Below are 25,472 nucleotides of genomic sequence, written 5' to 3'. Positions count from 1 at the left end.
GGGGGGGGTCCCCACCCGCCCTGGCCCGCCCCCCGCTACCCGGGCGGGGGGGGGCGGCACCCGAACCCCCCCCCCCGCCCCGCCGCCCGGGCGCCCGCGGTCAAGACCAACCGCCAGACGATGCGCGGCTACGGCGCCTGAGGAAGAGACCATGATCCGCAAGCAAGACCGTCGCCTACGTGTCGGTGTGCTCGGCTGCGGGCCGATCGCGCAATTTGCCCATCTGGAATCCTGCGTGAAAGCCAGGAATGCCGACCTCTATGCGATCTGCGATGCCGCTCCCGACCTGCTGGCGCGCATGGGCGCGACTTATGAGCCCGAAAAAATGTATGGCGACTACGATGAGATGCTCGCCGACCCTGAGCTGGAAGCGGTGATCGTTGCGACCTCGGACGCCTATCACGTTGCGATGTCGATCAAGGCGCTCGAGGCCGGCAAGCACGTGCTGTGCGAGAAGCCGATCGGCGTCTCGGTCGAGGAAGGTGAGACGCTCGCCGATGCGGTTAAGCGCTCCGGCAAGGTGCTGCAGGTCGGACATATGAAGCGCTTCGACCCGGCACTGGAAGCGGCGCGCGATTTCGTCCGCGACGAGATGGGCGAAATCCTGGCGCTGAAGGCCTGGTATTGCGATTCCACGCATCGCTACACCAACACCGACGCGGTGCAGCCGCTGCCCGTCACCAGCAAGCTGGCAAAGAAGCCGGCCGGCAATCCGAAGGCCGACCTCAGGCAGTATTTCATGCTCGCGCACGGCTCGCACCTTGTCGATACAGCACGCTTCCTCTGCGGCGAGATTGTCGCGGTGCGCGCCCGCCTCAATGAGCGTTTCGGCGCCTATTGCTGGTTCGTCGAAACTGAATTCGCCAATGGCGCGCTCGGCCATCTCGACCTCACCGTCGCCGTCCGCATGGACTGGCACGAAGGCTTTCAACTCTATGGCGAGAACGGCTCCGTGATCGCAAAGACCTTCAATCCCTGGTATTTCCGAGCGAGCGAGGTCGACATCTTTCACGAGAAGGATGCGACGGCGCGAAAGCCGCTTGGCGCCGACGGCCATTTCTTCAGGCGGCAACTCGAAGGCCTCGCCAACACGGTCCTCGACGGCGCGCCGCTGCGCGGCGCCGATGTCGAGGACGGCCTCGCCTCGATCCGCGCCATGGTGGCGATCGCCCGCTCGGTGGAGAGCGGGCTGCGCGTCGAGATCGCTGCCGTCACGGGAGCGGTCTGATGCAGGTCGGGGTGTTCGCCAGGACCTTCCCGGGCAGCGAGCCGGCCGGCGTGCTGGCGGCGGTGCGCGACGCGGGATTTGCCGTCACCCAGTTCAATCTTGCCTGCGCCGGCCTGCCGTCGATGCCGGATGCGGTACCTGACGGTGCCATCAGCGCCATCGCGGCAGCATCCGGTGCCTCAGGCGTCGCCCTGGTGGCGCTGTCGGGCACCTACAATATGGCCCATTCGGACAAAGCGGTGCGCGACGACGGCATGCGCCGGCTTGGCGTGGTCATCAAGGCCGCGGCGTCCCTTGCTGTTCCGCTCGTCACCCTGTGCACGGGAACGCGCAACGCGGACGATCAGTGGGCGTATCACCCCGACAACGCCGACCGTGAGGCATGGGACGACATGGCAGGCGAGATCGAAAAGGCGCTTCAACTCGCCGAGCGTCATGGCGTCGATCTCGGCATCGAGCCCGAACAGGCCAACATCGTAACCTCGGCGCAGGATGCGATGCGCCTCATCGCCGAGATGGGCTCGAAGCGGTTGCGCGTCGTGCTCGATCCGGCCAACCTGTTCGAACAGGCGAGCCCCGAGGAAGCAAGCGCCATCGTGGCCGCCGCCGTCGAACGCACTGCCGGCCACGTCGCCATGGCGCATGCCAAGGACCGCTTCGCCGACGGGCGCTTTGCCACCGCCGGCAGGGGCGTCGTCGATTTCCCGGATTTCGTCGCCAGGCTGAAGTCATCAGGCTTTGACGGGCCGCTGGTCACGCATGGCCTCTCGGCCGAAGAGGCACCAGGGGTTGCTCGCTTCCTGATGGGGCTGACCTGATGGCGCGCCTGGCCGCTCTGCTTAGCGACGACGCCACGCTTCGGATTTCTGATAATGGCAACGGGCTTGCCGTCGTCTTCCAGCATGGGCTGGGCGGCGGCGAGGCGCAAATCGCCCAGGCTTTCCCGGCCGGTGCCGACTTGCGGCGCATCACGCTGGAATGCCGCGGGCACGGCGCCTCCGGACTGGGCAGCCGCCGTCCGTTTTCCCTGAGCATGTTCGCGGACGATGTTGTTGCCGCCGCCGATCAAGCCGGTCTCGACCGTTTCGTCGCCGGCGGCGTTTCCATGGGCGCCGCCATTGCCTTGCGCCTTGCCTGTCGCCACCCGGACCGCATCGCGGGTCTGCTGCTTGTGCGCCCGGCCTGGATTTTCGACAGCGCGCCGGTGAACCTGCGGCCGATCGCCGAGGTCGCCGGCCTCATCCTCGACCACGGCCCCGACAAGGCCAGGACGATCTTCGCGCAATCGGAAACCGCCGAGCGCCTGCAGCGCCACGCGCCCGACAATCTCGCCTCATTATTCGGCTATTTCGACCGGCCGGACGCCGCGCCATTCGCGCAGGTCCTCGCCGACATCGCCGCCGACGGACCGGGCGTTTCTGAAAGCAACGCCGCTGCCCTTGGCGTCCCCACGCTGGTCATCGGCAACGCCATGGATGCGGTGCATCCGCTGCCGGCTGCGCGCACGCTTGCCACGGCGATCCCCGGCGCAACCTTTGCGGAAATCTCTCCCAAGGCGCTCGACAGCGTCAGGCATTTCGCCGAGCTGCAGGCTGAGATCACGACCTTCCTTCGCGCTCACTTCAACATCCGGAGCCTTGTCCCGTTATGACGACCAAATCCCTGTCCGGCCCCGCTGCCATCGCCGCCCTTCCGCGCAACCGGTTGCTCGGCGAGTTTTCGCTGTGGTCGGCCGACCTCGCCAATATGGAGCGCGACCTGAAGCGCATAGATCCGTTTGTCGACCTCCACCACATCGACGTCGCGGACGCCCGCTTCACCCCCGGCTTCCTGTTCTTTCCGGACCTGGTGGCGCGGATTGCCATGCTGACGGCAAAGCCGATCCATGTGCATTTGATGGTTGAAGCGGAGATCGTCGAGGAGCAGACGCGCCAATTCATCGAGGCCGGCGCCGATCTTGTCAGCGTCCATGCGGAAAACGGCGAGGCCGGCCTACGCGCCGTGCGGCTGGCGCGTGAGCTCGGCGTCGAGGCCGGGGTGGTGCTGAGACTGGAAACGCCGGTGGCCGCGGTCAAACCTTTCCTGTCGCAGGTGGCTTTCGTGACGCTTCTCGGCACATCCATCGGCGTCAAGGGCCAGAGCCTGTCCGACCAGGCCGGCCCGCGCCTGATCGAGGCACGGGCGCTGATGCGAAAAGCAGGTCGCGAGAACGAAATCATCTTGGCTGCCGATGGCGGCATCCGCCACGAAACGGTGCCCCGCCTGCGCGCCGCCGGCGCCGAAACCGTGGTGCTCGGATCGCTGGCATTCGGCGACCCCGACCTTGCGCAGCGCATGGCCTGGCTGCATGGGCTGGAGATTGCCGCCTGATGACAAAGGTTGCGCTTGCCTTCGATCTCGGCGGAACGGAGCTGCGCGGCGCGCTGGTCGAGAGCGGCGGCCACGTGATCGCCCATGTTTCGGCCCCGACGATGGCGATCGCGGGATCGGAAGCGGTGATCGGCCAGATCATCGCGCTGGCCGGGGACCTTCTGACACAGCACCCACAGGCCAAGGTTGCCGGCATCGGCGTCGGCGCACCGGGGCCGCTCGACCCCAAGGCCGGGATCGTGATCGCACCGCCGACACTGGCTGGCTGGCACGATGTGCCCTTGATCGACATTCTCGGCAAGTATTTCGGTCTGCCGGTGCGGCTGGAGAACGACGCCAATGCCGCAGCACTCGGCGAATGGCGCTTCGGCGCCGGGCGTGGCACCGGGTCGATGGTGTTCGTCACCGTGTCGACTGGCATTGGCGGTGGCGTCGTTGCCGAGGGTCACGTCTATCATGGCCGGCGCGGGCTGGCGGCCGAGATCGGCCACATGACCATCACCGGCGAAGGAGACCGCTGCTTCTGCGGCGCCGTCGGCTGCTTCGAGGCGGTCGCCTCCGGAACCGCGCTCGGGCGGCGCGCCACGGCGCTGACGGCGCCGGGCGACGGCTCGCTGCTGCGGCGCCTTTCGGCCGACGGCGACATCTCGGCCAGGCACGTGGTCGATGCCGCGCGTGCAGGCGACGGGCGCGCGCGCACACTCATCGAGGCGGAGGCGAATTGGCTGGGCATCGGCTTCACCAATCTGCTTCATCTCTATTCGCCGGACCTGATCGTAATGGGTGGCGGTCTCGCCAACGGTTTCGACCTCTTGGCTCCAAGCATCAGGGCGGTCGTCGAGCAGCGGGCGATGCCCGCCTACCGGGACGTACCCATCGTGCCGGCGCAACTCGGCAATCAGGCCGGACTGATCGGCGCCGCCAGCCTGATCCTGTGGGAAGGCGAACCAGGCGCGCCGCTGGCGATGGCGCAAGATGACGAAAACAACAACGACACGACCAAACGTGCCGGTGCCCGGGAGGCAAGCCATGGCTGAGCTCAAGCTGAGCGGCGTGCGCAAATCCTACAGATCCGTCGAGGTCATTAGTCCACGACCAGGCGACTCTGCTCGACTACACCGCTGGAGGTGCGCGCCATCGCAATGGGCGCATACAAGCCTTCTGGTAGTCGCGGCGAGACTGCGAACTGCCCAGCGGCGGCATGACCGTTCGAAGCAGGGCTCGGCCAGCGTCGCCCGTGCGGAGGCGTCATTAATTTTGCTGACAGATTGCCGATCTACATTGGTCGGCGGTGCCTGGCGGGCGGCTCGACTGTTGGTTGGGGACAAGGATTTCGACGTGGTTCGCGCTGGCTGCGATCGGCGCCGAGGTTACCTAAGGCGATGTGCCGGCGGCCGAAGCCGCATCCACCTTCTCGAGCTCGAGCTTCGGTGAGAGAAGTGACCGGGAGGAAACTCTTGGCTGCTACGGTCCTACCAGCACGTAAATCCCCCATCGACGGGTACGACGGCTCCGGTCATCAAACTGGCCGCGTCGGAAGCGAGGAACAGGACAGCGCTGGCGACTTCGTGCGCCTGGCCCATGCGGCCCATTGGCGTGTCTCGCAACCACGCTTCTATACGCGGCGCGTTTTCCGGAATCGCCAGGACCATCGGCGTTTCGATGTAGGTTGGCGCCACCGCGTTAACCCGCACGCCATGAGGCGCCCATTCGGCGGCGATCGAGCGGGTCATGTGATGCACGGCCGCCTTGGAGACATTGTAAGGTGTTTGCGGCTGCGGCCGGTTGCAGATCGTGCCCGACATGGAACCCAGATTGACGATTGAGCCGCGGCCGGCCGCGATCATGTGGCGGCCGAAAGCGCGCGAGCACCAGAAGACGCCGTTGATGTTGACGTTCATCATCCACAGCCAGAGTTCATCACTGATATCTTCCGACGAAATGCCGCTGCTGCCGACGCCGGCATTGTTGACGAGAATCGAAGCCGGCGTGCCCCGAGTGGCGAGCGTGTCAGCAATCTCGCTCATCCTTGTTGACGAAGTGACGTCACCGAGCATCAGCTCGGCCGAGTAGCCTTTCGCAGTCAGTGCATCCCTGCCAGCACTGCCGATCTGCTCGTCGGGCTCTATGATGACCACATGCGCTCCGGACTCGCCCAACGCTTCGGCGCATGCGAGGCCAATACCTCTGCCTCCGCCGGTCACCACGGCGATCTCGTTGTCCACCCTGAAGCGCGCTTGATACATGGCCTACCTCCCCGAATTTCGATGCCGAGACGCTACGTGTCAAATGTCGAAGTTGGTCGGCAGAATGACGATATCGCGAATTGTCACCGTTCTCGGCCGGGTCAGCATGAACAGCAGGACTTCGGCAATTTCCTTCGGCTCAAACAGATTTCCGGCCGCCATCGCCCGGTCGAGGTTCTCCTTCGGCCAGTCGGCGACGAGGGGCGTCAGTACCGGTCCGGGGGCGATCGCGCCGACACGGATGCCGTGCTTCGCCACCTGTCGCCTCAGCGCATGGACGAACGCTTGAACTGCGTGCTTGGAAGCGGTGTAGATCGGCTCCCATGGTATTGCGGTATGGCCGGCAACGGAACTGGTGACGACAATGTCTCCCGTGCCCCGCTCGATCATGTGCGGCAGGACCGCATGGACCGTTCGGAATACGGCATTGACGTTCAGGTTCAGCATCCCGTCAAAGGCGTCCGGATCACCATCAATGAAATCGCCGCCGATATAGGCGCCGGCATTGGCATGGAAGGCGTCGAGGTGACCGACCTTGTCCAGAATGCCGGGCATCATGCCTGCCACGCTTTCCGGATTGGTGAGATCCACCCTCAAAGGAATCGCGTTCTCGCCGAGATCAGCAGCCAGGCTGCGCAGTTTCTCATCCGCATAGTCGATCAGGACCACCCGCGCGCCAGCATCGAGACAACCACGGACACAAGCAAGGCCGATACCCGATGCCGCGCCCGTGATTGCAATGACCTTTCCAGAGAGTTGTTCGCTCATCTTCGTCCTCCAGCCGTCGGGTTGCTTTCGGTGTTGAGTGCCTCGCCCGTGCAGGCGAAGCGGTACTCGTCCAGGCTGCGCTGGATCGAGGCGATCAGTAACGAGGTAGGCTCGAGCGGTTTGCCTGCAAACGCCTCGAATGCGGGCAGATGCTGGCGAAACAGCGTGAGCGGCACCGTCTTGCCGTGCAGGGCCGCGGTCAGGCTCGCGACCGCTGCTTCCGCCTCCGGCTGGTTCCAGTAATACCGGATGCGGTCCGAGAACGAGTAATGGCGCTGGATGCGCTGTTCGGCTTCCGAGCCGTGATAGTGGCCCTGCCAATTGCCGGGTTTGGCCAGCATCAATCGCTCCATGGCCTGATAGAGTGGACGGGCTCCGTAGTCCGGCAAAAGATCGGTCGCGATAAGGTCCAGCGCGTAGAGCGCCTCGCGCAGGACGAAGGTCAATTCCGGCCCCACTTTCAGGATCGGGAAGCCGTCCTCGACCAATTGGCGCAAATATGTTCGTCCCTGGTAGTCGGTTGAATGCGCCTCGTAGACCAGGCTAGGCTCCTGCTCGAGCAGCCGCGTCAGCCCGCGTGCCCTGGCGGAATCGTAAAGAACCACATTCTCATTGCCAAACTCCACACCGGGCTGGACCACCAGTGCGATGACGCGTGAGAACGCATCGGCCAAGCCTTGCTTCAGGAACAGGTCGCGATGAACATCGATCGTGTGCGTCGCCGCCGCTACGCTGGTCGGCTCAATGTCGCTGATTGCATGGTTGGCGCCGCCGGGCGTCGGCACCTCGGTGCCGATGATGTAGACCGGGGCCTCATCTCCTGCGGCGCGCGCCGCGTGCTCTGCCGCCAAGGCCAGCCGCGCTGCACGCTCCGCCGTTCTGGCGTCGTCGAGCGCGGCAGGCTCGCCGGCGCATCCCATCGAAGCATCGAGGTGGATCTTTCGAAAGCCGGCGGACACGTACGCCGTGACCATCTCTTCTGCCTTCGCCATCGCTGCGCCGGCATGTTCCCCGCGCCACGGATTTGGCCCAAGGTGATCCCCACCGAAGATGATCCTTTCCATCGGAAGCTTTTCTTCTGCCGATATGTGCTGGACGAGACGAACAAAATCGCTGGGCAGCATTCCGGTGTAGCCACCGAACTGGTTGACCTGGTTGCAGGTTGCTTCGATCACAAGCATGTCGGAGAAGCGTGCAGCATTGCGCGCTGCTGCCCGAATGACCAATGGATGCGCTGAGCAGACAGACGTGACGCCTATCGGCGAACCATTGCGCCGCGCCGCCGCCAGGCTTTTGAGGAGACCGGTCATCGAGCGTTTCTCGGGGTCACGGCGATGAATTCGTCAAGCTGCCGACGCGAGGCGGCACCTTCCATCGGACCTTGAATAGTAACGTTGCGGGCGCCCGCGGCATTGGCATACTCTAGGGCTTTGAACACAGGCATGCCGAGACGGCGGCAAGCGACGTAAGCGCCGCCGAAACAGTCGCCAGCGCCCGTCGGATCAATTTCCGCAACCCTGAACGCCGAGCAATCAATCCGCGAGCTGTCAGCACCGAAGAATGTTGATCCGTGTTCGCCGCGTTTAAGCGCAATCTCTGTCACACTGCGCCCAAAGAGCGCGATGACCGCGGCAGATTCACCATCAACTCCAGCTGCCATGAACAATTCGTCGCCGGAGGGCAGGATAAGGTCGGCGACATCGACGAGCTTGGCGAAGCGCTCCTGCGTCTGCCCGAGCCCGAGCAATTCCTTGCGCAAGTTCGGGTCAAGTGAAACGGAGCCGCCGCGCCGCTTGATGACGCCGATGGCATAATCCATCGTCTCCCAGATACCCGGGATGGCAAAAGCGCTACCCATGACGTGGAGGTGTCCAGCCCGCTCGAAGAGCGCCTTCGCTTCAACCGTCAGGCTCACCAGGGCCGCCGCCGATTTTCCGATGTTGAAGACAAAGTCGCGCGAGCCGTCATTGCGATAGCGAACAAACGCGCTTCCGGTCGGATAATCCTGGCTGACCGAGATGGCCGATACGTCCACGCCGTCAGACCGGAGCCGTTCGATGTTGATGCGGCCGAAATCGTCATCGCCGACCGAGGCGACAATTGCCGCCGACCCGCCGATCTTGGCGCATTGATCGATGAAAATCGCCGGCGCGCCGCTGGGAAAGGGTCCGATAAGCTCTATCGGCTCGAGAAAGCCGTCGCCGCGACTTTTAGCCATGATCTCCACCAGGATCTCGCCGATGACCACCGTCGGCCCTAGTGCGTCGGGTGCGAGCTTGGTCTGACTTAAAATCGCATCTGCGGGCATCATACAACTCGGCTAGCGCACATCTTTTGACTGGAGCACGCGCCTGGAGGTTGCGGCCGCTCGCTCCACAGCGAACGACAACCCGAGACGGCCACGATGGGAATGCGCGATGCTCCTCCCAGAGGCTACATTAATTGTGTTTGTAGCTTTATGCAACATATTAATCAATCGAGACGGACACGCCACAATGGCGTTCTAAATCGCGATCAGACAGGTAGCAGCAGCATCGGTTCGCAGTGCCGAACCTGATATTAGCCTTCGTCTTCCTCTGCCCCTTCGAGTTCCGCCGTACCGTCGGCGAAACGCTGACTTTGCAGAGACAAATATCGCTGGTGTAACATGCAGGCCGCACCGAAAGCGGAACCGACAGTTCCTTCATCATTCATTGTGATCGATGGGAGCGGGAAACTGGATTCCTGTATGGCATGGATGTGTGCAGCGACCCTGGCAGCCATCAAGGGATAGAGTGCGGCGACCGAACCGCCTAGCACGATCTTGTCGGCGTCGATGATTCGGCAAGTCTGCACCAGGCCTATTGCCAAAGCCCTTGCCCAGTCCTCGGCTGTTGAGACGGCGCTGGGCAACCGGTTTTGGACATCGGAAAGGAAGTTGCCGAATGTCGGATCACTGAGGGCGGAGGTCTTGCGATAATCGGCCATAATGTTTTCAAGGCCGATTAGTTGTTCGAGATTGCGGCGCGGGCCTGGCGCGTCGCTGATAATCAAGTGCCCAATCTCCCCCGCCAGCCCGTTGGCGCCGCGAAAAAGGCTGCCGTCAACGATAATGCCGCCGCCGACACCGCTCTCCATAACGAGAAAAAGCGTGACGCCGGAATGCACCTCGCTGCGCCCGTAAGTCGCGCCGATCGCGAATGCGTTGGCATCGTTCTCGGCAAGGACCGGAACACGAATCGGCAGGGCGTCTCTCACCAGCTTTGCAAGGTGAACATTTCGCCAGCCGAGAAGCGGCGCAAAGTGGACGAAGCCATTCTTATCCATTTGCGCCGGGGTTGATACGCCAACGCCTTCACATCGCTCCAGTTTTGACACAGGAATAGATTGGAGAGCCAGCCTCACGGCGCGGTCGACCGCGGCCTCTACGTTGATCGACGGACCATCAAACGGTTCCACATTCGTCGAAACGATATTGGTTCCAAGATCGATCTCTACCGTACTGATATGCTCGACACCGATCTCGACCCCAAGGAAGAAAATAGCATCCGGCACAAGCTCCAGCATGATGCCGGGACGGCCGGCTCGGGCATAGCCCGCTTGTTCAGGCAGATCCTCAATTGCTTCGCGCACCAGACCGTCAGCCGTCAGGCTCGCGATGATATGCCCCGACGAAGAGCGGTTAAGCCGTAACTTGCGCGCGAGTTCGGCTCGAGTGAGACGTCCAAATTGATGAAGGGCTCTTAGAGCCGCCACTTCATTGTTTTGTCGAATCCTGCGATTTGAACTGGCGGTCAGCGCCGGGTCATTCACTTAGGTCTCTCCAGGTTACCTGCGGTCCGCAAGCCGAACGCAACCACAACGCGCTCACTTGGTACACGCCGCGCAGGCGTGCAGCAACTGGCGCGATCTTATTGAACGCGCATCCCCCGAAGCTTCTGTCTCACGGATCCGAGGCTGCCGATGAACAGCGAAAAAACCGCAGCACTACAGCGCTGAAGACCGCGGAGCAGGGCGCCTTAGGCAGAGGGTCCGCACTGCCGCATAATCAGATTATCCTCGACTTATGGACGGGCATTCGTCGTTCGCCGACGAACCGCCTCTTGCATTTTCAGGTCGATGAAGGCCTTGGCGTGCTTTGCCAACGGCATGTTCTCGGTCCAGGTGTCGCGCCATATGGCGCATGCGAGGGACAGACCCTCATCGACCACGGCGCTGGAGAACGATTCAAAGGTGATGTCGCGGTTATAGCCGATGTCTAGCAGCGCGTCGAAGATGCGATCGAAATCGATCACTCCATCGCCGAGGTAGCCGCGATTGCTTTCGCCGATGTGAAAATAGCCGATCTTGTCGCCGGCCAGACGAATGGCCGCCGCTGGATTGGCCTCTTCGATGTTCATATGAAACGTGTCGAGATGGAGCGTGACGTGATCGGAGCCGGTCGCCTTGATGAAGTCGAGGCCCTGAGCCGCCGTGTTCAAGAGATTCGTCTCGAACCGGTTGACGACCTCCAGGACCAGATCGACGCCGGCCTTCTTTGCTGCGTCAGCCGTCTTGGCAATGGCTGCAATGCTGTTCTTGCGGCCGCGATCACTCGGCATTGTCGAGTATTTCGTATGCGCGGAATAGAGAATGCCCCCGAGCTTGGTGCCGCCGATGTCCCGCACCGCCGCGACTGCATTCGCGAGTAATTCCTCACCTGCCTTCACGACAGCGCCGTCCTCGCTCGACACATCGGCGCCCAAGGGCAGGCCCATGGTGAGGGCGATTTCGAGATCTAACGACTGAGCCTTCTTGGCGAGGCGATGGATGTCGAACTTTTCGGGTTGAAGATACGCAAACTCGATCAGCCGGTAACCGCACGCAGCCGAATTCTCCATCGCTTCTTCAAGCATGGCCTGAGTGCCACCGCCGGTCCATACGAACGAATGAATGCCCAATCTGCGCATCGGCTGTTTCCTCCTGGGTACTGGCGACTCTATAAATGTTGACAATGACAACAAAAATGCCCCCATCGTGACAAATGTCAAGGTCCTCGACGGCGCAACCAATGCTTGTGCGCGCGGCAACTCCTAACCGGATCGAGCATCATTCACGCAAATATGCAGAGGATAATACGCGGAATCCCGGGGCCGTTGCCTCGGCGGGTTTTTTGGCTTGACAGAATTCCCGTACCGTTTAATTTGTGGCCAAGAACAACATATAACGCTGCCAACCAGCGAAACGTGGAGGAGGAAATTAACTTGCCCTGATCCAATTTCTCCGCTCTTCGCGACAGATGGGCTGATAGCGCTCTTCTGTGCTCGTTCGCATGAATATGGCCAACTCGGTCCGTGAGTTGAGACCAAGCCGGCAATTCGAAACAGCAGAAAATGTTGCCTCCCAAGGCCGGCACCTGAGGGGAGTTTTCTGCTCGGGTGCGGGCACGAAAAGCGATGAATCTTCATAGGGCCAGTGCCCGTGCGTTGGCGTCTTAAATTTGGATCAAGCCGGGAGGCGCCACCGGGCCGATTGGAGGAAATCGCGGAGGCGGGGCCCCCACAATGCCTTTGATGGCCAGGAGGTTTCCGGTCTGGCGAGAAGGAACATTGCCATGACTGCGAAATGACGGACTGACATTCAAGATTCTTTGGAGGAGTGAAAGATGAGACATGAACTCGGAATAGGCCTTGCCGCATTGGCAGTGGGGCTAACGACCAGCGTGATGCCTGCCATGACGTATCAAAGGTTACAATGAGCACATCATATTTTGACATAAAGATATGTTTATGTCACGGTGTATGATCTTGGAAGCCGAGGCTCACCGTGGTGCATTCTGAATCCTCCTTGGATTCCCTTTTCGGACCCGTTGTCGCCAAGGCGGATGGATCGGAGATTCGTTCTGCCTTGGAATCGGCCGCGCGCGAACGAATCCTTATCCTCGACGGCGCGATGGGCACGCAGATCCAGGGGCATGGCTTCAACGAGGAACAGTTCCGCGGCGACAAGTTCGTCGGCTGCGCCTGCCATCAACAGGGCAACAACGACCTGCTGATCCTGACGCAGCCGAAAGCGATCGAGGAAATCCACTACCAGTACGCGATTGCCGGCGCCGACATCATCGAGACCAACACCTTCTCCTCCACGTCGATCGCCCAGGCCGATTACGGCATGGAGGATGCGGTCTATGACCTGAACCGGGACGGTGCCCGTCTGGTGCGGCGGGCGTGCATTCGCGCCCAACAGGAAGACGGCAAGCGACGCTTCGTCGCCGGCGCGCTGGGACCGACCAACCGCACCGCCTCGATGTCGCCGGACGTCAACAACCCCGGCTATCGCGCCGTCAACTTCGACGATCTGCGCATCGCCTATGGCGAGCAGTTGCGCGGCCTGATCGACGGCGGCGCCGACATCATCCTGATCGAGACGATCTTCGACACGCTGAACGCCAAGGCGGCGATCTTCGCCTGCAACGAGATCTTCCTCGAAAAGGGCGTGCATCTTCCGGTCATGATCTCAGGCACGATCACTGACCTGTCGGGCCGCACGCTGTCGGGCCAGACACCGACGGCCTTCTGGCATTCGATCCGCCACGCCAGTCCGTTCACGGTCGGCCTCAACTGCGCGCTCGGCGCCAACGCCATGCGCGCACATGTCGCCGAGATTTCCGGCGTCGCCAACACCTTCACCTGTGCCTATCCCAATGCCGGCCTGCCCAACGAGTTCGGCCGCTACGACGAGAGCCCGGAATTCATGGCGGCGCAGATCGAGGGTTTTGCGCGCGAGGGACTGGTCAATGTCGTCGGCGGCTGCTGCGGCTCGACGCCGGATCACATCCGCGCCATCGCAGCGGCAGTGAGGAAATATCCGCCGCGCGCCATTCCGGAGATCGAGCGCAAAATGCGCCTGTCAGGTCTGGAACCCTTCACGCTCACCAAGGAAATTCCGTTCGTCAATGTCGGCGAGCGCACCAACGTCACCGGCTCGGCGAAATTCAGGAAACTGATCACCGCCGGCGACTACCCTGCCGCCCTCGACATCGCGCGCGATCAGGTCTCCAACGGTGCCCAGATCATCGACATCAACATGGACGAGGGCCTGATCGATTCGAAGAAGGCGATGGTCGAGTATTTCAACCTGATCGCCGCCGAGCCGGATATCGCCCGCGTGCCGGTGATGATCGACAGTTCGAAATGGGAGATCATCGAGGCTGGCTTGAAATGCGTGCAGGGCAAGCCGCTGGTCAATTCCATCTCGATGAAGGAAGGCGAGGAAGCTTTTCTCCACCATGCGAAACTCGTCCGCGCGTATGGCGCGGCGGTCGTCGTCATGGCGTTCGACGAGGAAGGCCAGGCGGACACGCAGGCGCGAAAAGTCGCCATCTGCACCCGCGCTTACAAGCTCCTGACCGAGCAGGCCGGCTTCCCGCCGGAAGACATCGTTTTCGACCCGAACATCTTCGCCATCGCCACCGGCATCGACGAGCACAACAATTACGGGGTCGACTTCATCGAGGCGACGCGGGAAATCATCCAGACCCTACCTCACGTCCACATTTCGGGTGGCGTCTCGAACCTGTCCTTCTCGTTTCGCGGCAACGAACCGGTGCGCGAGGCCATGCATGCCGTGTTCCTCTACCACGCCATCCAGGCCGGCATGGACATGGGCATCGTCAATGCCGGCCAACTTGCAGTCTACGAATCGATCGATCCGGAACTGCGCGAAGCCTGCGAGGACGTCGTCAACAACCGCCAGCCGGCGGGCGGCGGCAGCGCCACCGAGCGGATGCTGGAACTTGCCGAGCGCTTCAAGGGAACCGCCGGCAAGGAGGCCAAGGAACGCGATCTCGCCTGGCGGGAGTGGACTGTCGACAAGCGCATTTCGCATGCGCTGGTCAATGGCATCACCGAGTTCATCGACGCCGATACCGACGAGGCGCGGCTTGCCGCCGAGCGGCCGCTCCATGTCATCGAGGGCCCGCTGATGGCCGGCATGAACGTCGTCGGCGACCTGTTCGGTGCCGGAAAGATGTTCCTCCCGCAAGTGGTCAAGTCCGCGCGCGTGATGAAACAGGCGGTCGCCGGGCTGCTGCCGCACATGGAAGCCGAGAAGCTGGCCAACGCCGCCAACGGCATCGACACCGGCGAACGCCAGACCGCCGGAAAAATCCTGATGGCGACGGTCAAGGGCGACGTCCATGACATCGGCAAGAACATCGTCGGCGTCGTGCTCGCCTGCAACAACTACGAGATCATCGATCTAGGCGTCATGGTGCCAGCGACTAAGATTCTGCGGACGGCGCGCGAGCAAAACGTCGACATCATCGGCCTCTCCGGCCTGATCACGCCGTCGCTCGACGAGATGGCGCATGTCGCCTCCGAAATGGAGCGCGAAGGTTTCGACATTCCGTTGCTGATTGGCGGGGCGACGACCAGCCGCGTTCACACGGCGGTCAAGATCCACCCGCGCTATGAGCGCGGCCAGACGGTCTACGTCACAGATGCCAGCCGCGCCGTTGGCGTCGTCTCGTCATTGCTGTCCCACCAGGCAAAGGGCGACTATGTCGATATGGTACGCGCCGAGTACCGCAAGGTGGCGGACGCGCATGCGCGTAGTGAAGCCGACAAGCTGCGCCTTCCGCTCGCCAGGGCAAGGGCAAACGCCCACAAGATCGACTGGTCGGGCTATGTCCCGCAAAACCCCTCCTTCCTTGGGCTGAAGGTTTTCGAGACCTGGGACCTCGCCGAACTCGCCCGCTACATCGACTGGACGCCGTTCTTCCAGACCTGGGAGATGAGGGGGCGCTATCCGAAGATTCTCGAAGACGAGGCACAGGGGCCGGCGGCGCGCCAGCTGTTCGAGGATGCACAAGCGGTGCTGAAGCAGATCATCGCGGAACAATGGTTCGCACCGAAGGGCGTGATCGGCTTCTGGCCGGCCAATGCCGTCGGCGACGACATCAGGCTTTTCACCGACGACACGCGTTCGCAAGAGCTGGCGACCTTCTTCACGCTGCGCCAGCAACTGACCAAGCGCGACGGCAAGGCCAACGTCGCCCTGTCGGATTTCGTCGCGCCGCTCGAAAGTGGCAAGGCGGATTATCTCGGCGGCTTCATCGTGACCGCCGGCATCGAGGAAGTGGCGATCGCCGAGCGCTTCGAGCGGGCCAATGACGATTATTCCTCGATAATGGTGAAGGCGCTCGCCGACCGCTTCGCCGAAGCCTTCGCCGAGCGGCTGCACGAGCGTGTCCGAAAAGAGTTGTGGGGCTATGCGCCGGACGAGAACCTGGCCCCGGAGGATCTGATCGGCGAACCCTATTGCGGCATCAGGCCGGCGCCCGGCTATCCGGCGCAGCCCGACCATACCGAGAAGGCGACGCTGTTCAGGCTGCTCGACGGCGAACGCAACGCAGGGGTCACCTTGACCGAAAGCTATGCCATGTGGCCCGGCTCGTCGGTCTCCGGCATCTATCTCGCCCATCCGGAAAGCTATTATTTCGGGGTGGCCAAGATCGAGCGCGATCAGGTGGAGGACTATGCACGGCGCAAAGACATGTCAATTTCGGAGGTCGAGCAGTGGCTCGGGCCCATCCTGAATTACATCCCAGTGCAGGTCGCTGAGGCCGCTGAATAGATTGTCGGCGTACCAGCTTCAAAGTGGAATTCGTCCTGTATTCAAGCCTTGCCGGGCGCGCCAATGAAATCAATGTTTTTGGCGCATCCTCCGGGCCCACCATTGTCGTTATTTATCAATGACTTAGCATCATATTTTGGTTTGGTTGGCCAAGTCAATATTGGCGAACCACGGTGTATCGCGTTGATTTTATTGATTTATGGTAGGCTCCCGAGGACTGCCGATCGATTTGCTGCGCGAGCGTGGCGCATTCGTGCAGTCTTCCAGTCAACGGACGAACTTATGCAAATCCCTGCTCACACATCTGAACTTGGCTCGCACTTTCCGACCGTTGAGACTCACAACAACTGCGACCCTTCGGAGCCCGCTGTCGGCTTATTTTACCCCATTCCCTACACGCGCCATAGATAGGTCCATCCCAAAGCTGGCTCGATTGGCGGGCCGCGCCTCACGCCAGACGATCTATTAGGCTGCGCACGGCCTTCAGACCCACAAGGACGACAAAGGCGCTGCCGCAAGCTCGTCGCCGAAGGGCACGAGATCGGAAATTCAAGCGTGCATGCCGCCCACTGGCAACAAATGATGTGGTCGGACGTTTGGGCACAAGCGGTGTCGGGCACCTGAAGGCGCACTAGCCAGGCGGAAAGTATTCCGAGGCCGGCGGACCTGAAGATTTCCCGCTTCTTAGCCGTCCAGGCGATTTGACACTGTATCGCCAAGGGAGAAGAAAATGGCTGAAGGTCATTCCAAATTAGAAGGGCCGGATCTGGTCCAGGGCGTCGCGTTCGCCGATCTTCCCGATGGCGGCAAGTTCGTCGGCCATTGTGGCAACGAGCAGGTACTGCTGGTGCGCCGCGGGGCTGAGGTCTTCGCCATCGGGGCGGCATGTACACATTACGGTGGGCCGCTCGTCGACGGTCTTGTGGTGGGGGATACTGTCCGGTGTCCGTGGCATCACGCGTGCTTCGATTTGCGCACTGGCGAGGCCTTGCATGCCCCCGCCTTCAATCCAATCGCATGCTGGTCGGTGGAACTACGCGATGAACGGATATTTGTGGGCGAGAAGCGCAAGCGGACGGCACCGAAGCAGCGCGATAGAGGCTCCGGCCAGGTTCCCGAGAATATCGTCATTGTCGGCGGCGGCGCGGCCGGTTTCGCAGCGGCCGAAAAACTGCGGCGCGAACACTATCATGGCAGCATCGTCATGCTCAGCAACGACGAAGCGCCACCCGTTGATCGGCCCAATCTTTCCAAAGATTACCTCGCCGGCAAAGCACCGGAGGATTGGATCCCGCTCCGCCGGGAGAGCTTCTACTCAAAGAACGATATCGATCTGCATCTCAATGCGGACGTCGTCAGCATCGATGCACGTTCTGGCGAGGTTGTACTCGCTGATGGCGCCCGGACCCCCTATGACAGGCTGCTGCTTGCGACCGGAGCCGAACCGGTCCGCCTCACTATCCCCGGCGCCGACCAGCCACAGGTTCACACGCTGCGCTCGCTCGCAGATTGCAAGGCGATCATCGAGCGAGCCACGACTGCGCGCCGCGCCGTCGTGCTTGGCGCCAGTTTCATTGGCCTGGAAGTTGCCGCGGCCCTGCGCTTGCGCGACATCGAAGTTCATGTCGTGGCACCGGAGAGACGGCCCATGGAGCGGGTCCTTGGTCCGCAAATGGGCGACTTCATCCGCGCCCTCCATGAGCAGAATGGTGTCTTATTCCGTCTCGAAGATACCGCGAGCAGCATCGACGGCACCAACGTGAAACTAAGTAGTGGCAATACGTTGACGGCAGATTTCGTCGTCGTCGGCATCGGCGTGCGACCGCGGACTGGGCTTGCCGAGAAGGCAGGGCTGACCGTTGACGACGGGGTCGTCGTGAACGCGTTTCTGGAGACGAGCGCGCCAGGGATCTTCGCCGCCGGTGACATTGCGCGGTGGCCCGATCCTCACACTGGCGAGAACATTCGGGTCGAGCATTGGGTGGTAGCAGAGAGGCAGGGGCAAACCGCAGCACTCAACATACTCGGCCATCGCGAGAAATTCGTCGCCGTGCCGTTCTTTTGGAGCCAGCATTACGATATTCCCATCAACTATGTCGGTCATGCCGGACAATGGGACGAGATCGCGGTCGATGGAGACATCATTGCCAAAGATTGCCTGCTGCGCTTCAAGCGCAAAGGGCGCACGCTGGCTGTCGCTTCGATCTCCCGCGACATCGAAAGTCTAGAGACAGAGGTGGAAATGGAGCGCCAATGACCTAGCGAAGTGCAAGCTGTTATCCGCCTTCCGTGGCGATCAACATCCAATTGCGCTTCCTCGAGGATATCACAGGCGAACGTCCACGCATCGATCACCTTAATGATCTCCTGGGGATCGCCAGCAACGATCGCATCATTGGGCCGAGCGTGTAACGCTGGCCAGGTCGGAAACGAAGCGAACAGCAATCTCAGCGGTATCATCTCCTTGAGAACGTTGACGACCCGTCGCTTCGCTCGTTCCGATGGACGTCAGCCGCAGCATCTCCTCCCGACCCCGGCGTTCTGCAATCGCTCGCGACCTAATCCGCGCGCTGCGTTCGCTCGGCTTCGCCACCTCTTCCTCTCTACCTAGGCGGAAATCAGAGTCGCCGCCGCTCCGGGCGGGAGAGTCGCAAGAGACCCTGTTGGTCTCCTCGACGGCAAATCGACGTCGGCATAGCGCGACGAGGGTGCGGGTGGTGGACAGTACGACAGCATCGGACGCTAAATCCGCAAGCGTTCCTTCGCACACCTTGCGCACGATTGTATACGAAAATGAAGAATAATGTTGACAATTTTCCAATCCAGGTTTCCCTTTAAGGCATCCGCGCAGCCGATGAGCAAAACACAAAGCGCGATAACCAGAAGGGGAATGCAGAATGATCAACCGACGCGCGACTCTCAAACCGATGGCGCTTGGCGCCGTCTCGACCCTGGCCATCGCCGCCATGGGTATCCCGTCCGTGCAGGCCCAGAACAAGGAACTGAAGATCGGATTCGTCGGTGTCACAAGCGGCTCCGCCGCCGCCTGGGGCACATCGAATGTGCGTTCAATGCAGACGCGTGCCGCCTGGCTCAACGAAACCGGCGGCGTCAAGATCGGTGACAGCACCTACAACGTCAACATCGTTACCTTCGACGATCAGAAAGACCCAAAGCGCGCCATCGCCGGCATGGAGAAGATGGCTCAGGAGGGCATCCACTATGTGGTCGGCCCGAATGTCGATGACGGTGCCGCCGCCGTGCGTCCGGTCGCCGAGGCCAACGGCATCATTTATTTCCCGTACGCTTTCCCGAAGGCGCTTTATCAGAAGCCTGCCTCGAATGCCGTGCTCGGCATGATCGCCAACTATCAATCGGGCCCGGCGATCTACAAATATCTCAAGGAAAAACAGGGGGTGAAGACGATCGCCTTCGTTGCCGCCAATGAATCGGATCCGCTGAGCCAGCGCGATGGTGGCGTCGAGGCAGCCAAGGCGTTGGGCCTCGAGATTGTCGCCCAGAACGACACCTATCAGAACGACACGCGCGACTTCACGCCGGTGCTCACGCCGATCGTTTCGCTGAAGCCCGACCTGCTGGTGCTATCCGGCGTCGCGCCCGCCAATGCGCCGCTGCTCATCCGCGCCGCCCGTGAGCTCGGTTTCGAGGGCCTGATCTCGACCGAAACGGCGCAGGACGCCAAGGTTCTGGAGGAGGGCGCTGGCGAGTACGCCAACGGCTTCATCTCCGTCGGTGGCGCCTCCACGCCGGAAATCGCCTCCGACACGATGAAGGAATTCGTCGACCGCTACACCAAGATGTTCGGCGAATACAATGACGAGTCCAATACCAAGGTCTATGCGCTCGAATACATCCTCGAAACGCTGAAGGCCAATCCGGCGGCAATCGACAATGTCGAGGAGTTCAAGAAGACCATCGACACCTTCTCGGCTCCCAACCCTTACCTGAAAGGCGACGCCAAGCTGAGCTATGTTGGGACGACCTCTTTCGGCCAGAAGCGTCAGCTCGCGGTGCCGATGGTTGTCAATGAGTACAAGGACGGCGCCTTCCAGACCCTGTTCGTCGGCTCGGTTGATTAGGGTTAGGTTCCTGCGGTTATTTCCTCCCGCGTTGCCGGGGGCCCGGAGCATGTTCCGGGTCCCTCGGAAGATCGAAGGCGTCAATGGAACAGGTCATCGCCAACGGATTCTACCTCGGTGCCCAATATGCACTGATCGCACTGGGGCTCACGCTTATCTTTGCCTTGATGAACGTGCTCAACTTCGCCCATGGGCAGATGTATGTGCTGGGCGGGTTCATCACCTACACAATCTATGGACAACTCGGGCTGCCTTTTGTTGTGGCGCTGCTGGCGTCCGGCGTGACGCTCGCTGTCGTCGGCGCGCTGATGGAGAAATTCCTCTTCCGAACTGTCATCAGGCGAAGTCTACGCGAAGAAAGCACAATGCTGCTCGCGGCGGCAACGGCATTCTTTTTTGACGCGGTCATCCTGCTGTTGTTCGGTGAAAAACAGCGCGGTGTCCCCAAGATCGTCAAGGGCGTGTTCAACGAGGGCGGCATCATCATGCCCTATGACCGTATGGTCGTCGGCGTGCTCGCACTGGTCTTCATCGCGGCCTTTGTCCTCTACATGCAGTACAGCAGGGTCGGGCGAGCCATGCGGGCGCTGGCCCAGGATCGGGTCGCCGCCCAATTGATGGGCGTTCAGGTCGACCGCTATTCGATGATCGGCTTCGCCATGGGCGCCATGCTGGCGGGCATCGTCGGCGGTCTTTTGGTCACCATCACTGGCGTCAATTCCGGCATCGGCGGGCCGATCTCGATCAAGGCCTTCATGATGGTGATGATCGGCGGCGCCGGCGTTGTCGGCGGTGCGATCGCCGGCGGCTTCATCCTTGGCATGATGGAGTCGGTCGGCCTCACCGTGCTGCGCCAATATGGCGACGTCACTTACCTCGTCATCTTCGCCGCGCTGATGGTGTTCCTGTCGATCCGCCCCAACGGGCTGATGGGCAAGCCGTGGGGTTGATGGTGCCATGACGCGTAGCGTGAAAATCGCCCCGGTTGCCGCCTTTCTGGCGATCGTCTTCATCGCCGTGCCGGTTCTGATCTCGGCCAGCGGCCGGATCGACCTCTATTACACGCTCACCTCGGTGGCGTTGCTTAGCATCGCCAGTGCCGGCGTGTGGCTCACTTTCTACATCGGCCGGATCAATATCGGCCAGGGCGCGTATGCGCTGATGGGTGGCTACGTCTCGGCCATACTTGTGGTGACCTATGGCTGGTCGTTCTGGCTGACGCTGCCGGTCGCCGGCCTGTTTTGCGCGGCCGCAAGCGTGCTTATCGGCCTGCCGATCCTGCGCCTGCGCGGCGTCTACTTCGCCATGGTGACGCTGGTGCTGACCGAGGTTGCGCGGCTTCTGGCGCTGGCGCTGCCGATCACCAACGGTGCCAAGGGCATGGTCAGCATCCCGCTGCCTGGGGCGCTCACGATTCTGGGCCTCACCATCATCCCGGATTTCGCCACGTTGCATAATTCTCGGCTGGCCTTCTACCTGCTGGCGGTCGCGCTTATGCTGGTCTGTTTCGCGGTGGTGTACCGGCTGGTTCATTCGCGCGTCGGCAAGCTCTGCCAGTCGCTCCAGCAGAACGAAGATCTGGCCTCGTCGATCGGCGTCAATATCGCCTATCTGCGCGTCATAGCCTATGCCGTCTCGTCCTTCTTCGGCGGCGTCGCCGGTGCGATCTTCGCCGCCATCTCGCAGTCGATCTATCCGTCGAGCTTCACGGTCACCGACTCTGTCAACTTCATGCTGAACTGCTTCCTCGGCGGGCTCGGCTACGTATTCGGGCCGATGCTCGGCACGCTGGTGCTTTATTTCGGCTGGGACCTCCTGTTCCAGACTGGCCGGTTCCAGCTTCTGATCTACTCGACCTTGATGATCGTGCTGATGCTGTTTCTGCCCAATGGGCTGCTCAGCCTTGCGGCCACGACCCGGAAGAAGGGTTGAGCCATGGCCGATCTGCTTGAGGTCTCGGCTCTGACGAAACGCTTCGGCGGTCTCGTCGCGGTCAACAACATCTCCTTTTCGGTGCGCGAGAAGGAGATTCTGTCGGTCATCGGTCCCAACGGCGCCGGCAAGTCGACGCTATTCAAGCTGATCTCGTCGTTCCTCAGGCCGACATCGGGCGAAGTGCGCTTAAAGGGCGAGCGCATCTCCGATCTCGCGCCGCACATAGCCGCACGCAAAGGCGTCGTCCGGACGTTTCAGGAAACGACGATCTTCAAAAACATGAGCGTGCGCGACAACGTCATCATCGCTCACCATCTGCGCTCCACCGCGAGCCTGCTTGGCTTCTTCCTCGGTACTGGCACGGCTAAGGCTGACGAGGCAGCCTTTGGCGCATCAGCCGACGAGATTCTGGCGTTGCTTGGCCTGTCGTCGCTCGCCGGCGAAATCGCCCGAAACTTGCCGCACGGTCACTTGCGGGCTCTCGGCATCGCCATCGGCCTCGCCACGAGCCCGTCGATCCTGCTGCTTGACGAGCCCTTCGCCGGGATGAACCACGACGAGACGATGAGAATGGTGGCGATGGTCAGACGGTTGCGCGAGCGCGGCCTCACCATCCTTCTCGTCGAGCACGACATGCCTGCCGTAATGAAGATTTCTGACCGCATCGTCGTCTTGAATTTCGGCCAGAAGATCGCCGAGGGAACGCCAGCGGAAATCCAGAACAATGACAAGGTGATCGAGGCTTATCTCGGCAGCGAAGACGAGGCCATCGGGCTATGAACCAGATCCTGAAATTTGCTGATGTCCAACTCTACTATGATCACGTCTACGCGCTGAAGGGCGTGTCGCTGGAAGTCAATGAGGGGGAGACCGTCGCGTTGGTCGGCGCCAATGGCGCCGGCAAGTCGTCGATCCTTCGCGCCATTACTGGGCTGCGCAAGATCAAGTCCGGCGAGATCCACTACAATGGCCGGCGCATCGACGCCGCCGCCCCCGATGCGATCGTCAAGATGGGCATCGCCATGGTGCCGGAGGGACGCCGTGTCTTCCCTTACATGTCGGTCAAGGACAATCTCCTTATGGGCGCCTTCACCCGATCCGACAAGGCCGAGATCGCAGGCTCGCTGGAAATGGTGCTTGGCCGCTTCCCCCGCCTCAAGGAGCGCTATTCGCAAGCCGCCGGCACGATGAGCGGCGGCGAGCAGCAGATGCTGGTCATCGGCCGCGCGCTGATGGCCAAGCCGCGTCTGCTGCTGCTCGACGAGCCGTCGCTGGGCGTCGCGCCCAAGCTCGTCCAGGACCTTGCCCGCTCGATCGTGGCGATCAATCGCGACGAGAAAGTCAGCGTTCTGCTGGTCGAGCAGAACTCACGCATGGCGCTGCGCATTTCCCAGAGAGCCTATGCGCTGACTACCGGCAGCGTTGCGCTGAGTGGGAACTCCGCTGATTTGCTGACCGACGAACGGGTCAAGCATCTTTATCTCGGCGGCGAGATTTGAGGCTGATCGGCATGCGCATACTCGTCATCAATCCCAACACGACCGCATCGATGACCGCCAAGATCGGCAAGGTCGCGGCGAGCGTCGCTTCTGCCGGGACGGAAATCGTCTCGGTGAATCCCGGCGATGGTCCGCCGAGCATCGAAGGCTATTACGACGAAGTCTTCGCTATTCCGGGTATCGTCGCCGAAATGAGCAAGGCGGCCGCTATCGATGCCTATGTCATCGCATGTTTCGACGATACCGGGCTGGACGCGGCACGTTGCGCCGCCGAGGCCCCGGTCATCGGCATCGGCGAGGCCGCCTTCCACCTCGCTAGTCTCGTCGCCGGCAAGTTCAGCGTCGTGACGACGCTCGCCCGCTCCGTCCCCGCGATCGAGCACAACCTGGCGAAATACGGCCTCGCGTCGCGCTGCGCGAAAGTCAGGTCGTCGGAAGTTGCCGTGCTCGATCTCGAACTGCCGGGCTCGGACGCCAGGGCCAGAATCTCGGACGAGATCGCGCGCGCCATCAACGAGGACAGGGCGGAGGCGATCGTTCTTGGCTGCGCAGGCATGGCCGATCTGGCAAGCAGCCTATCGGAGGAACACGGCGTTCCCGTACTCGACGGTGTCGCCTGCGCGGTCACCTTGGCAGAGAGCCTTTTCAGAGTCGGTCTGAGGACATCGAAGATTGGTGGCTACGCTGCTCCCCGCGGCAAACGGTTTTCGGGCATCTATGAATCGCTGTCTCCGGCGGGCGCTGCGGCAGCTATACCGCCGACCCAGAACGCGCCTGGCCCCACAAATTGAGATACTATGTCCCGGGATTGACCGCCACGTAAGCGATACTAGATTGCATCGACCGTTGAGCTGTTTGGGATGAATCAGGCAGTATCGTGCCTGCGCGTTGAGAAGCATGTTGACAGTGCTCAGAGAAGAAGACCGCGACGAAAAACCGGCAGCCCGCTGGTCGCCGATTTACTATGGTCTGAGAGATGCCATCGTCAGCCACCGTCTCGCCCCTGGCACCAAGCTGCCGGAAGATGAGCTGGCGTCGATCTATTCGGTGAGCCGAACCGTCATTCGTGCCGCCCTGCAAGCTCTGGCTCATGACCGGTTGGCGCGGCTGGAGCCAAACCGCGGCGCCTTCGTGGCCCAGCCATCGACGGTGGAAGCGCGAGAGGTATTCGAGGCACGAGCGCTGATTGAACCAAAGGTGGCTTGGCTTGCCGCGAAGGCAGCAGTGCCATCCGACATTGCGCAGTTGCGGCAGCATCTCGAGAGGGAGCATGAAGCACTTCACGCCGGCCGGGACAGTGAGGCGATCATGCTGTCGGCACGTTTCCACGTAGGCGTCGCCGAAATCGCTGCACATTCGGTGTTCACCAAATTCGTTCGCGACCTTGTCTCTCATTCTTCTCTCATCATCGCACTCTACTGGAAACGGCGCGACGCGACCTGTGAGAAACACGCCCATCACGCTCTGGTCGATGCAATCGAAGCAGGGCGTAGTTCCCAAGCGGCCGACCTGATGACCAGCCATCTGGTCGCCCTCCTGTCGGGGCTCGACCTCACAGACAAAATAGAAAAGTCAGACAACCTCTCGGATTTGCTTCGTCCGTAGAACAGGAGAGGACACAGCACTGCTGTACCCGAACAGCGCCAATTGCCGGCGCTGCCCGGATTATGGTCTCACGAGTTTTCGGCGCTTGATGCAGTGGAGTGACGCCCAAGGAAACGGATCGAAAGAA

General features: G+C 61.6%; 20 protein-coding genes. 14 read left to right on the top strand and 6 right to left on the bottom strand.

From position 1 onward, the window contains the following. Positions 1-151: 151 nt before the first annotated feature. Genes NKI16_RS28820 through NKI16_RS28800 form a run of 5 tightly spaced genes read left to right on the top strand, consistent with a single transcriptional unit; the run spans position 152 to position 4,635 of the window. Positions 152-1,228: a Gfo/Idh/MocA family protein gene (locus NKI16_RS28820; protein WP_352457863.1), complete on the top strand. Its 1,077-nt coding sequence runs from the start codon at positions 152-154 to the stop codon at positions 1,226-1,228. Next, entirely contained in the window at positions 1,228-2,046 is an 819-nt protein-coding gene (locus NKI16_RS28815; RefSeq protein WP_352457864.1) for a sugar phosphate isomerase/epimerase family protein, read from the top strand. Before NKI16_RS28820 ends, NKI16_RS28815 begins: the two co-directional genes overlap by 1 nt. Continuing rightward, a complete protein-coding gene (locus NKI16_RS28810; RefSeq protein ID WP_352622019.1) occupies positions 2,046-2,879 on the top strand; it encodes an alpha/beta fold hydrolase in 834 nt (277 codons plus the stop codon). The genes NKI16_RS28815 and NKI16_RS28810 overlap by 1 nt, the downstream gene beginning before the upstream one ends. Next, complete coding sequence (locus tag NKI16_RS28805) at positions 2,876-3,598, top strand: ribulose-phosphate 3-epimerase (RefSeq protein WP_352524746.1); 723 nt, start codon at positions 2,876-2,878, stop codon at positions 3,596-3,598. Before NKI16_RS28810 ends, NKI16_RS28805 begins: the two co-directional genes overlap by 4 nt. Then, positions 3,598-4,635, top strand: a complete 1,038-nt coding sequence (locus tag NKI16_RS28800; protein ID WP_352457866.1) for an ROK family protein — start codon at positions 3,598-3,600, stop codon at positions 4,633-4,635. The genes NKI16_RS28805 and NKI16_RS28800 overlap by 1 nt, the downstream gene beginning before the upstream one ends. 435 nt (positions 4,636-5,070) lie before the next feature. Here NKI16_RS28800 and NKI16_RS28795 read toward each other — a convergent pair whose 3' ends face one another. The 6 genes from NKI16_RS28795 to NKI16_RS28770 form a co-directional block, all read right to left on the bottom strand. Then, the gene (locus tag NKI16_RS28795) at positions 5,071-5,844 is read right to left on the bottom strand and encodes an SDR family NAD(P)-dependent oxidoreductase (protein ID WP_352569005.1); all 774 of its coding nucleotides are present in this window, start codon (positions 5,842-5,844) and stop codon (positions 5,071-5,073) included. A gap of 39 nt (positions 5,845-5,883) precedes the next feature. After that, positions 5,884-6,612 (bottom strand): SDR family oxidoreductase, encoded by a 729-nt coding sequence (locus NKI16_RS28790; RefSeq protein ID WP_352569006.1) that lies wholly within the window; start codon positions 6,610-6,612, stop codon positions 5,884-5,886. Next, positions 6,609-7,922, bottom strand: a complete 1,314-nt coding sequence (locus tag NKI16_RS28785; RefSeq protein WP_352641053.1) for a D-tagatose-bisphosphate aldolase, class II, non-catalytic subunit — start codon at positions 7,920-7,922, stop codon at positions 6,609-6,611. Before NKI16_RS28785 ends, NKI16_RS28790 begins: the two co-directional genes overlap by 4 nt. Next, positions 7,919-8,920, bottom strand: coding sequence for a tagatose kinase (locus NKI16_RS28780; RefSeq protein ID WP_352622016.1), 1,002 nt, complete (start codon positions 8,918-8,920; stop codon positions 7,919-7,921). The genes NKI16_RS28785 and NKI16_RS28780 overlap by 4 nt, the downstream gene beginning before the upstream one ends. A 251-nt stretch (positions 8,921-9,171) precedes the next feature. Beyond that, the gene (locus NKI16_RS28775) at positions 9,172-10,404 is read right to left on the bottom strand and encodes an ROK family transcriptional regulator (RefSeq protein ID WP_352622014.1); all 1,233 of its coding nucleotides are present in this window, start codon (positions 10,402-10,404) and stop codon (positions 9,172-9,174) included. 251 nt (positions 10,405-10,655) lie between these two features. Next, on the bottom strand, positions 10,656-11,540 hold the full coding sequence (locus NKI16_RS28770) for a sugar phosphate isomerase/epimerase family protein (RefSeq protein ID WP_023679418.1): 885 nt from the start codon (positions 11,538-11,540) through the stop codon (positions 10,656-10,658). Between the two features lie 856 nt (positions 11,541-12,396). On the opposite strand from NKI16_RS28770, the gene metH reads away from it, so the two are divergent. From metH to NKI16_RS28725, 9 genes are all read left to right on the top strand, one after another. Further along, entirely contained in the window at positions 12,397-16,206 is a 3,810-nt protein-coding gene (gene metH / locus NKI16_RS28765; RefSeq protein ID WP_036239289.1) for a methionine synthase, read from the top strand. 730 nt (positions 16,207-16,936) lie between these two features. Further along, on the top strand, positions 16,937-18,463 hold the full coding sequence (locus tag NKI16_RS28760; protein WP_031212556.1) for an FAD-dependent oxidoreductase: 1,527 nt from the start codon (positions 16,937-16,939) through the stop codon (positions 18,461-18,463). Between the two features lie 640 nt (positions 18,464-19,103). Further along, positions 19,104-20,306, top strand: a complete 1,203-nt coding sequence (locus NKI16_RS28755) for an ABC transporter substrate-binding protein (RefSeq protein WP_352924035.1) — start codon at positions 19,104-19,106, stop codon at positions 20,304-20,306. An 83-nt stretch (positions 20,307-20,389) separates the two neighbouring features. Then, complete coding sequence (locus NKI16_RS28750) at positions 20,390-21,256, top strand: branched-chain amino acid ABC transporter permease (protein WP_023679424.1); 867 nt, start codon at positions 20,390-20,392, stop codon at positions 21,254-21,256. A 7-nt stretch (positions 21,257-21,263) separates the two neighbouring features. Continuing rightward, positions 21,264-22,238: a branched-chain amino acid ABC transporter permease gene (locus NKI16_RS28745; RefSeq protein ID WP_023679425.1), complete on the top strand. Its 975-nt coding sequence runs from the start codon at positions 21,264-21,266 to the stop codon at positions 22,236-22,238. Positions 22,239-22,241: 3 nt separating this feature from the next. Then, on the top strand, positions 22,242-23,021 hold the full coding sequence (locus NKI16_RS28740; protein WP_023679426.1) for an ABC transporter ATP-binding protein: 780 nt from the start codon (positions 22,242-22,244) through the stop codon (positions 23,019-23,021). After that, on the top strand, positions 23,018-23,740 hold the full coding sequence (locus NKI16_RS28735) for an ABC transporter ATP-binding protein (RefSeq protein WP_023679427.1): 723 nt from the start codon (positions 23,018-23,020) through the stop codon (positions 23,738-23,740). Before NKI16_RS28740 ends, NKI16_RS28735 begins: the two co-directional genes overlap by 4 nt. A gap of 11 nt (positions 23,741-23,751) precedes the next feature. Next, entirely contained in the window at positions 23,752-24,531 is a 780-nt protein-coding gene (locus NKI16_RS28730) for an aspartate/glutamate racemase family protein (protein ID WP_031212558.1), read from the top strand. Positions 24,532-24,637: 106 nt separating this feature from the next. Next, positions 24,638-25,345: a GntR family transcriptional regulator gene (locus NKI16_RS28725; protein ID WP_023679429.1), complete on the top strand. Its 708-nt coding sequence runs from the start codon at positions 24,638-24,640 to the stop codon at positions 25,343-25,345. Positions 25,346-25,472: the final 127 nt, after the last annotated feature.

The organism is Mesorhizobium sp. M0698 (genome assembly GCF_040320455.1).
Classification (GTDB): domain Bacteria; phylum Pseudomonadota; class Alphaproteobacteria; order Rhizobiales; family Rhizobiaceae; genus Mesorhizobium.
The sequence above is the reverse complement of the archived record's forward strand: the minus strand, read 5'-3'. Positions and strand labels throughout refer to the sequence as shown.

Excerpts from the sequence above, each read along its gene's own strand:
- NKI16_RS28820 (WP_352457863.1), top strand. The coding sequence starts at position 152 with ATGATCCGCAAGCAAGACCGTCGCCTACGTGTCGGTGTGCTCGGCTGC.
- NKI16_RS28815 (WP_352457864.1), top strand. The coding sequence starts at position 1,228 with ATGCAGGTCGGGGTGTTCGCCAGGACCTTCCCGGGCAGCGAGCCGGCC.
- NKI16_RS28810 (WP_352622019.1), top strand. The coding sequence starts at position 2,046 with ATGGCGCGCCTGGCCGCTCTGCTTAGCGACGACGCCACGCTTCGGATT.
- NKI16_RS28805 (WP_352524746.1), top strand. The coding sequence starts at position 2,876 with ATGACGACCAAATCCCTGTCCGGCCCCGCTGCCATCGCCGCCCTTCCG.
- NKI16_RS28800 (WP_352457866.1), top strand. The coding sequence starts at position 3,598 with ATGACAAAGGTTGCGCTTGCCTTCGATCTCGGCGGAACGGAGCTGCGC.
- NKI16_RS28795 (WP_352569005.1), bottom strand. The coding sequence starts at position 5,844 with ATGTATCAAGCGCGCTTCAGGGTGGACAACGAGATCGCCGTGGTGACC.
- NKI16_RS28790 (WP_352569006.1), bottom strand. The coding sequence starts at position 6,612 with ATGAGCGAACAACTCTCTGGAAAGGTCATTGCAATCACGGGCGCGGCA.
- NKI16_RS28785 (WP_352641053.1), bottom strand. The coding sequence starts at position 7,922 with ATGACCGGTCTCCTCAAAAGCCTGGCGGCGGCGCGGCGCAATGGTTCG.
- NKI16_RS28780 (WP_352622016.1), bottom strand. The coding sequence starts at position 8,920 with ATGCCCGCAGATGCGATTTTAAGTCAGACCAAGCTCGCACCCGACGCA.
- NKI16_RS28770 (WP_023679418.1), bottom strand. The coding sequence starts at position 11,540 with ATGCGCAGATTGGGCATTCATTCGTTCGTATGGACCGGCGGTGGCACT.
- NKI16_RS28760 (WP_031212556.1), top strand. The coding sequence starts at position 16,937 with ATGGCTGAAGGTCATTCCAAATTAGAAGGGCCGGATCTGGTCCAGGGC.
- NKI16_RS28755 (WP_352924035.1), top strand. The coding sequence starts at position 19,104 with ATGATCAACCGACGCGCGACTCTCAAACCGATGGCGCTTGGCGCCGTC.
- NKI16_RS28750 (WP_023679424.1), top strand. The coding sequence starts at position 20,390 with ATGGAACAGGTCATCGCCAACGGATTCTACCTCGGTGCCCAATATGCA.
- NKI16_RS28745 (WP_023679425.1), top strand. The coding sequence starts at position 21,264 with ATGACGCGTAGCGTGAAAATCGCCCCGGTTGCCGCCTTTCTGGCGATC.
- NKI16_RS28740 (WP_023679426.1), top strand. The coding sequence starts at position 22,242 with ATGGCCGATCTGCTTGAGGTCTCGGCTCTGACGAAACGCTTCGGCGGT.
- NKI16_RS28735 (WP_023679427.1), top strand. The coding sequence starts at position 23,018 with ATGAACCAGATCCTGAAATTTGCTGATGTCCAACTCTACTATGATCAC.
- NKI16_RS28730 (WP_031212558.1), top strand. The coding sequence starts at position 23,752 with ATGCGCATACTCGTCATCAATCCCAACACGACCGCATCGATGACCGCC.
- NKI16_RS28725 (WP_023679429.1), top strand. The coding sequence starts at position 24,638 with ATGTTGACAGTGCTCAGAGAAGAAGACCGCGACGAAAAACCGGCAGCC.